Consider the following 7,118-nt stretch of genomic DNA (forward strand, 5'->3'; position numbering starts at 1 on the left):
TAATCTCGTCAGGTGAAAGTATCCCGAACTTCACACGGGTTATCCTGTTGGTTATAACCCTGCTCACTGTCCCTCACCCTTCGCGACTTCACCAGTTATCAGCCTGGGCCTTATACCCAGGCTCATGAGCTCTTGTAGCAGCAGTTTGAACGCATATGATACTTCAACGGGCTTCAACACTCCTCTCTCCTTGTGCACCGGGCACATGTACTTGCCCTTGTTCCTATCATACCATCCCATGGAGCCGCATAGCTCGCAAACATAGATGATTGTTGAATCACTCCTATCCGTCATGGCTTCCTTCAACAACATGGCGGAGCCGTGTCCAACCAGGCAGTCGACCTCCATCTCACCCCATCTCAGCCCGCCGGCCCTTGAACGGCCCTCCGTGGGCTGCCTCGTCAATATCTGTACTGGCCCCCTGGCTCTCGCATGCATTTTATCGCTGACCATGTGGTGGAGCTTCTGGTAGTACACTACCCCTATGAAGACCGGTGCATCCAGTAGTTCACCGGTTCTCCCATCATACATGGCCTCCTCGCCGGTTGGGGAGTACCCATGCCTCTTTATGATTACCTGTAGCTCCTCGATAGGGGTCTTGTAGAACGGGGTCGCATCGAAGGTTCGCCCCTCGAGTGCGGCGGCTTTACCGGCTATGCTCTCCATGAGCTGTGCGACGGTCATTCTGCTCGGGAACGCATGCGGGTTTATTATCAGGTCGGGGACCACGCCTTCCTCCGTGAAGGGCATGTCGTACTGTGGCACCAGTAGTCCTACAACACCCTTCTGTCCATGCCTGGACGCGAACTTATCGCCTAGCTCAGGGATCCTGAGGTCTCTCACCCTGACCTTGATGAGCTTGTTGCCCTCGCTGTCCATGGTTATTAAGACGGTGTCAACCACGCCTTTCTCCTCATGCCTCATCACAACACTCGTGTCCTGCCGTGTCAGCGTGCTGCCTACCTCGTATTCCTGGGCGCTGAGGAACCTGGGTGGGCTGATCTTCCCTATTAACACGTCTCCCCCTGTCACAGGTGTTTCAGGCGCTACTATCCCGTCCTCCTCCAGTTTCTCATACGCCTTCTGCCCCCTATACCCCCTTATATTGGTTGAGGGAATAGTTATCTCATCCTGTATTCCACCGGGATACTTGTACTCTACTGTCGTGTACAGCCTGAAGAACGTGGATCTAGCGAGCCCCCTGTCCACACTACTCTTATTCAGTATCAACGCGTCCTCCATGTTGTACCCGGTGTAGGTGAGCACGGCTACAACCATGTTCTGGCCTGCAGGCCGCTCATTATAGCCTATTACATCCATTGCACGGGTCTGGACGAGTGGTTTCTGCGGGTAGTGTAGGAAGTGCCCCCTTGTATCCATTCGCCTCTGGAAGTTGGCTGCGTAAAGGCCGAGGCTCTGCTTAGCCATAGCTGACTGATACATGTTTCTCGGGCTTTGATTATGCTCCGGGTAGGGTATGATGGAGGCCGTTATCCCTAGGATAGCTGGTATCCATATCTCCATGTGGGTGTGCTCAGCTCCAACGCTGCCTGGCTCCAGCGCTATATACGCGTTCTCCTCCTCGTCGGGATCCAGGTACTCTATTATACCCTGCTTGACGAGGTCCTCGAACCCTAACCTGCCCTCCTCAAGCATCTTTACATGCTCCCTGGTCAGCTTGGGTTTCCCGTTCTCGACGACTATCAGCGGCCTCCTTATTCTCCCTGGATCCGTGTTCACGACTACCTCGTCCACGTATCCACTGTTTATATGGGCTACATTAACCTCACTACTTATCTTCCCCTTCCTCCTAAGCTCTCTTATAGCTCTAGCCAGCTCCTCTCCGTTCCTATGGTAGCCCACTAGCTTCCCGTTCAGGAAGACCTTGCTCCACCCGGAGTACTTCTCACTTAACTCGACGGCTGCTGAGACATCCTCCCGGATGATGTCCAGTATACCCTTATACGACTTGTCCCCTGTATTGATTGAGACCAGTGGTACCACGCCGATCCTGTATAGGAGTAGCTCGATTTCCTTATCGTCTACTCCAACACTGACATTGGTCATTAAAGCTAGGTTTTTCACCAGCCCGATGTTGGCGCCCTCAGGCGTCTCGAAGGGGCACATCCTACCCCACTGTGTTCCATGGAGCTCCCTGGCCTCGAAGTGCGGCTGCCCCCTGGCAAGCGGTGAGACGACTCTTCTCAGATGGCTCAGCGTGCTCAGCATGTTCGTCCTATCCAGGAGCTGGCTTACACCTGTCCTGCCGCCGGGCCAGTTGCCCGTGGCCATGGCGTGGAGGAGTCTATCGGTTATTATGCTCGGCTTAAACACCATCTTCAAGTCTACTTTCCTCGTCTTGGCGAGCTGTTTTTCAACCCCTTCCTTTATCTCCCGTGAGAAGCCCATTATTGCAGCCCTGAGGAGGGTGGCGAGCATGTCTCCAGCGAGCTTCAGCCGTTTATTCCTATAGTGATCCTTGTCGTCGGGGCTCCTGTAGCCCAGGTACAATTCTATTATCCTCGATATCATCTGCCCTATGAAGACGGCTTTCCTCAGCCTTGTCTCAGGCGAGGGGTCGGTGCCTATGTGGGGTAGGAGTCGTTCATCCAGCAGTCTCTGCGCTCTAAGTATTCTCTCCTCCCTCGGCTTACCTATTATGAATTTAGAGGCTATGAAGTCGAGGGCTTCCTCGACAACCCTCCTCCTATACTCCTCCTTGAGTCTTTCAACCTCCTCCTCGCTGGCGCCTTCAGGTATCTCTAGCTTTGGAAGCACCTCCTGTATCTGGATTATGGATGGTAGCAGGTGGTTGTGCACCTCTGGTTTAAGGCTTGTAGCGTACAGTATCTCGGCCTCGCTGGCTAGTCCTAGAGCCACCATCAGCATCACAGCGGGGAACTTGTGGCCCTGGAAGCTAGCGTAGAAGACCCCGTCCTTCCTTCTCTCAATGACCAACTGGCTTCTACGCCCTCTTGCAACACTGGTGACCTTGGCTACATGGGTCACGGAGCTGCCTTCAGGCATTGCGTCAACTATGATGTTGTTGCTTGCTAAATCCTCCTGGGCCACGATGACTTTTTCACTACCGTTGATTATGAAGTATCCCCCGGGATCCCTTGGATCCTCCCCCATCGCAACTAACTCTTCAGGTGTAAGCTTGCTTAAGGGGTCTATGCTGGACTTCAACATAACCGGTAGATCCATGAGTTTTAACTCCTGCTCCCTTGTATAGCCGCTTTCATCCTCTATCCTCACAGTCACGTACACTGGGGTGGCGTAGGTGAGGTTTCTCAGCCTGCACTCCATGGGGCTTTTAGACTCCTCTATGCCCTCTATGCTCGTCCACTTGGGCTCGTCAACCCTGTACTTCTCGATGACTATCCTCGTCTTCTCCGCTATCCTTATCTCCCTGAATTCCTCTAGGATCGATGGAAGCAGCTCCTTGAGGAACCTCTCATAGCTGTCAAGGTGCTGTCTTACCAGCCCCTTCTCCTCGAAGTACTTCCTCATAACAATCCAGAGGTCGTCCGGCGTCAAGTAGTCTGCTCGATTATTCAATGAGCCGGTCACCTCGTCACGTCGACGACTACATACCTGTACGTGATGAACTCCCCGGCTGTCGGACTCTTCCTGATAACCTTCACTATGTCGCCTGGCTTAGCCCCTATAGCCTTAGCAACGGGATCATTGATCGATATCCATGGCAGCTGCCACGGTTCCACCCCGAGCTTCTTGAGGACCTGGTATGCTTCCTCGGGTGGTAGGATCTCGTGCTTCGGCACTAGCTCGTGTTCCAGAACATTTATTCTCTTACCCATAAACAAACACCCAAAGCCATATATAGAGTCCTATTTCCTGGATCTAGGTTCTAGAAATCGTTAAGCGATTTTTAAAGATGTTGCTTCACGTAACAACTAGTCGCATCCCTTGATGGGAAAGAAGTGGAGATGCATTAAACCTCCGTGCGTCAGCTCACGTACTCGTAGACCGCATCCACTATATCCTGGAATTCCTTCGACCTCCTATCCCTTGGCCTCGGGAGCCCGACCTCAACCACCTTGGCCACCTTAGCGGGCCTCGGTGTGAGGATAACTATTCTATCAGCCATGTATACTGCCTCCTCCACATTATGCGTCACCATGATCACTCCCTCGACAGTTGTCACCCCGGAGAGCCATAGATCCACCACCTCAGCCCTGAGCGCCTCGGCTGTTAAGGGATCTAGCTGGGAGAAGGGCTCGTCCATTAGGAGGATAGAGGGCTCTACTGCAAGCGCCCTTGCAATGTTCACCCTCTGCTTCATACCCCCGCTCAGCTCGTTCGGGTAGAAGTCCTCGAACCCTTGCAGCCCCACCAGGGACAGGTATCTCCTTGCTTTATCCCTGGCCTCCTTCTTACTGATGCCTTTAGCGATGAGCGGTAAAGCCGCGTTATCCAGCACTGTTAGCCATGGTAGCAGGGTTGGTGACTGGAATACAAACCCGTATGTTATGTTGCCACGGGCCTCTATCGACCCGCTGTCAGGTTTCTCGATGCCGGCAATGATCTTTAGTAGCGTGGATTTCCCGCAGCCGGATGGACCCAGTATAGCGATGAACTCTGAGCCTATGTCCAGTGTAATGCTGTCCAGGACCCTCAGGATTCTCCCGCCCTCCCCGAAGCTCTTGGATACTTCCCTAAGCCTGATGATGGGCTGCATGGCTACTCGCCCACGGCATGCGTCTTCTCAACCAGCTTGAATATCCTGGACCATAGGATTTTATCCAGTACAACTATCATTACAGCCCACAGTAGGATTGTGAGGCTTGCAGCCTCAAGGTTCCCGCTGTACACGTATCTAGCTAGTGTGGAGCCGACGCCGCCGAGATCCACGGTTAGTATGCCGCTTGAGAAGTACTCGGCTACTATCGTGGAGTTCCATGCACCGCCCCACGCGCTCAGCGCACCGGAGGCTATCGAGGGGAGGAGGGAGGGTAGCAGGATGTATCTGAAGTAGTTGAAGCCCTTGACGCCGTAGACCCTGGCCAACTCCATGAGCTCCTCTCTAACCTCTGGGACGCCGAATAGCATTATGTTGAAGAACTCGTACCAGAAGGAGCCCTGGAGGAAGACGACGAGTGAGACAAGCCAGGGTAGGGGTGATGCCAGCGGTGAGAGCAGGGGCCACCAGATGATGGCTGGTATTGAGCCGAGCACCTCGCCGATGAACGCTATTCCAACACCCCACTGCCTCGTCAAAGCCAGGTATGCTAGGGCCACGGAGGCGACTAGGGATAGAAGCGTGATCGCTGAGACCCTTGCAAGGGAGATGAGGAAGTTGCTGAGGAAGGATGAAATGAACAATGGGTTAGCTAGGCTTCCATGGCTTAGGAGGAGTACGGTCGGCAGGGCCACAGCTACGCCTGCCGCAGCCGGACCCCTATGCATCCAACGCCGTGTTGCAACACGCCTTGCCTCGAGTCGCATGCCTAGGCTTAGCAGGAGGCCCCATGTTGCTGAAGCGAGCCTGGCGATATATGGGAAGATTATGCCTGAGGCAGGCAGCATGAGTCGACGCGTAACAGTGTTCACAGCCGGGTTGAACACCAGGAGGTAGGATGAAACTATCATGAGGAAGAGTAGCAGTATAGCCGTGTAGAAGCCCCAGGTGTCGCCTTCATTATATAGATACATTATAAGGCTCCCCAGCCCAAGCAACCTGTACTCCTGTGGACCCGACGCTATAACCTCCACTGACGTCAGGAAGAACCATCCCCCCGCCCACGAGATTATGCTGTTGGCTGCAAGGGCTGCCCTGGCTGATGGAACATATATGTATGCAAGCCTCGAGAACGCTTTAAGCCCGTAGACATCAGCCATGAGCAGTATATCCGGGTCAAGGGACTTTACAGCACTGTACACCCCGAATATCATGTTCCAGAGCAAGCCGGTTGTTAAAAGGAAGACCGCCGCCGCCTCCAAGGCCACCTGCCTGGCTGGAAGCATGAGGAGCAGTGTGAAAACCACGGGGAAGAATCCTAATACCGGTATCGATTGAAGGATATCCAGTAATGGTAGGAGAACCTCCTCCACCAGTCTCCGCCTTGCCATCGCGACACCTATAGAGATAGCCAGTAGCGTTGACACAGTGTACGCCGCTATCATCCTCCCAAGGCTCGCCAAGGATGCTAGGAGCAATAGTGCAATGTCAACCATACTGGTTCGCCATGCTTCCCCGGGGCTCTGCGTGAGCCTTCACTTCTGGCTGAATACGTTTAAAAGCTAATAAATGAATTTTAGGCATAGGTGTTCGTTGAAGTGTCCACAGGGGACACAGATAAACGAGTTCTAGTGCCACGCGACATACTGCCGGATCACATCGTAGGACTCGTAGAATCCCTCTACAGCTTAGGCGGTAGAGCAGACCCCATGCACATAGGGGATTTAACAGGTGAGTCCATAGCCCTCCTACCCAAAGTCATAGATGTCGCAGAGACATTGGGACTCGTGAAATATGAGAACGGATACCTCACTCTTGAAGAACCCGGTAGAAAGGTGGCTGAGGCCGACCCCAAGAGGCTGAGGAAGCTCTTAAGGGAGCTGGTCATCGAGAAGAAGGTTGAGCCCCTCCATGAGATTTACGAGATGCTGGTGAAGAGGAAGAGTATTCCGAGAGGCGAGTTAACACGGGTGATAGAGAAGCACTATAAGAGGATGGATGAAGGCGTAGCGAGGAATATACTTGTATGGGGAGCCTACCTCGGGATGTTTAAGCTTAGTGAGGATGACTCGGAGGTCGTTCTGCTGGCCTCCCCCCGCTCTAAAGGGTGAGGCTTCCAGTCGTAATAAGGTGTGGGAGGATTAGTGGACCGGCCGGGACTTGAACCCGGGACCTCTCGGATGCCAACCGAGCGCTCTTCCAGGCTGAGCTACCGGCCCATCGCACTGTGTCTATCACCGTAGGGGGTTTTAAGATTTTCCACCCTGAAAAGAGGCGTCTTCAAGGATGCCTCCAGGCCGAAGCGGAGAGACTAGTTGTAGCCAACTCCTGGCAGGGATAAAATAGAGGTTGCTACATATTACAACCGAAAGCCTCGCTTTTCAAGGCGGGGTTGAAGGTTTATAGGCTTGTTTTT

General features: G+C 53.5%; 5 protein-coding genes and 1 tRNA gene. 1 reads left to right on the forward strand and 5 read right to left on the reverse strand.

The features are described from left to right. Positions 1–63: 63 nt before the first annotated feature. From DESMU_RS06970 to DESMU_RS06985, 4 genes are all read right to left on the reverse strand, one after another. Entirely contained in the window at positions 64–3,561 is a 3,498-nt protein-coding gene (locus tag DESMU_RS06970) for a DNA-directed RNA polymerase subunit B (protein ID WP_013562882.1), read from the reverse strand. An 8-nt stretch (positions 3,562–3,569) separates the two neighbouring features. Beyond that, on the reverse strand, positions 3,570–3,821 hold the full coding sequence (locus DESMU_RS06975; RefSeq protein WP_013562883.1) for a DNA-directed RNA polymerase subunit H: 252 nt from the start codon (positions 3,819–3,821) through the stop codon (positions 3,570–3,572). Positions 3,822–3,970: 149 nt separating this feature from the next. Continuing rightward, positions 3,971–4,702 carry an ABC transporter ATP-binding protein gene (locus tag DESMU_RS06980; protein WP_013562884.1) on the reverse strand — a complete coding sequence of 244 codons (732 nt, stop codon included), beginning with the start codon at positions 4,700–4,702 and terminating at the stop codon, positions 3,971–3,973. Between the two features lie 2 nt (positions 4,703–4,704). Beyond that, positions 4,705–6,198 (reverse strand): ABC transporter permease subunit, encoded by a 1,494-nt coding sequence (locus tag DESMU_RS06985; protein WP_013562885.1) that lies wholly within the window; start codon positions 6,196–6,198, stop codon positions 4,705–4,707. A gap of 90 nt (positions 6,199–6,288) precedes the next feature. Here DESMU_RS06985 and DESMU_RS06990 point away from each other — a divergent pair, with 90 nt between their 5' ends. Beyond that, positions 6,289–6,813, forward strand: a complete 525-nt coding sequence (locus tag DESMU_RS06990; RefSeq protein WP_187286335.1) for an AAA-associated domain-containing protein — start codon at positions 6,289–6,291, stop codon at positions 6,811–6,813. Positions 6,814–6,847: 34 nt separating this feature from the next. Here the strand turns inward: DESMU_RS06990 and DESMU_RS06995 are convergent. Further along, positions 6,848–6,921, reverse strand: a tRNA-Ala gene (locus tag DESMU_RS06995). Between the last annotated feature and the right edge of the window lie 197 nt (positions 6,922–7,118).

It is taken from the genome of Desulfurococcus mucosus DSM 2162 (assembly GCF_000186365.1).
Taxonomy (GTDB): domain Archaea; phylum Thermoproteota; class Thermoprotei_A; order Sulfolobales; family Desulfurococcaceae; genus Desulfurococcus; species Desulfurococcus mucosus.

Coding starts and splice junctions, on each gene's coding strand:
- DESMU_RS06980 (WP_013562884.1), bottom strand. CDS start 4,702: ATGCAGCCCATCATCAGGCTTAGGGAAGTATCCAAGAGCTTCGGGGAG.
- DESMU_RS06975 (WP_013562883.1), bottom strand. CDS start 3,821: ATGGGTAAGAGAATAAATGTTCTGGAACACGAGCTAGTGCCGAAGCAC.
- DESMU_RS06985 (WP_013562885.1), bottom strand. CDS start 6,198: ATGGTTGACATTGCACTATTGCTCCTAGCATCCTTGGCGAGCCTTGGG.